The sequence below is a fragment of the Stenotrophomonas sp. 05L44_2 genome (assembly GCF_056665995.1).
Window position 1 is genome coordinate 1 of the sequence record NZ_JBFTNR010000964.1, and the last position, 1,223, is coordinate 1,223.

General features: G+C 64.4%; 1 protein-coding gene. It reads left to right on the top strand.

Annotated features, from left to right (window positions below):
* Positions 1–573, top strand: a 573-nt coding sequence (gene dsbG / locus AC1VAN_RS22350; protein WP_480986805.1) for a thiol:disulfide interchange protein DsbG, incomplete at its 5' end; no start/stop codon positions are given.
* Between the last annotated feature and the right edge of the window lie 650 nt (positions 574–1,223).

Below are 1,223 nucleotides of genomic sequence, written 5' to 3' on the forward strand. Positions count from 1 at the left end.
TACGTGACCGCCGATGGCAAGCATGTGCTGGTGGGTAGCCTGTTCGACGCCGAGGGCAACGAAGTTGCAGCCGAGACGCTGGAGAAGCTGGTTGCCGCGCCGATGTCGGCCAAGATGTGGAGCAAGCTGGAGGCCAGTGCCTGGGTACGCGATGGCAAGGCCGATGCGCCGCGCGTGGTGTACACCTTCAGTGATGCCAACTGTCCTTACTGCCACAAGTTCTGGGAGGCGGCACGGCCCTGGGTGGACGCAGGAAAGGTGCAGTTGCGCCACATCATGGTCGGCGTGATCCGCGAAGACAGTCCGGCCAAGGCGGCGGCGATCATGGCCGCGCGCKATCCCAGTGCGGCACTGCTGGAGAACGAGCATCAGTTCGATCGCGGTGGCATCAAGCCGCTGCCTAGCATCAGCCGGGACATCGCAGCCAAACTGGATGCCAACCAGGTGCTGATGGTGGAGATGGGCTTCCAGGGCACGCCCGGCATCCTGTTCCAGGATGCGCAGGGCCAGGTGCAGCGACGTGCCGGCCTTCCGCAGGGCAACGATCTGCAGGCGGTACTCGGCCCACGCTGAGGCCCCCGGGCTGCTGAACCGAGTGACAGGCCCACATGGCGACATGTGGGCCTGTTGCTTTCTGCGACAGTCCCGGCGAAGAGGGCTGCGCACGTCACGAACAGATGTCACGTCTGAATCGTGACTGACATCAAGCATTTCGCTTTGATCCCAATCAAGGCCAAAAACGACAGTCGAACTAGCCTTGGCGCATGGAATACAGCGTCACTGCGCTATGGATGCCGCACAGGTCATGCCCTCGAGAGGGCGTGCGCGCAATGCCATTCACGACATTCTCACCCAGCGCTTGTTACCCAGACCCCTGCGGTCGCCACCCCTTCGGCAGCGCTGCCGCAGTGGAAGCGACTCCGGCGCTGTCCGGGCAGGTGGGGCAATGTCATCGCCCTGTTGCCTGCATCGCGCAGGCTGGCGACGGTCGTCGACGCAGTACCCGCATTTCCAGCAACGGCTCGTTGAGGTCGGGGCGGCGCACGCGCGCTGCTCGGCCGCGCGGCGGAAGTTCCAGTCCGGGGAGGATGCAATGCGCTTGGCGGTACTGAGTATGGGGTGCCTGACGGCGATGGCAGCGATGCCGTTGCACGCACAGGATGATGCGCAGGCATTGCGTCGGGAGATCGACGCGATGCGGCAGACGCTGCAGGGCATGCAGC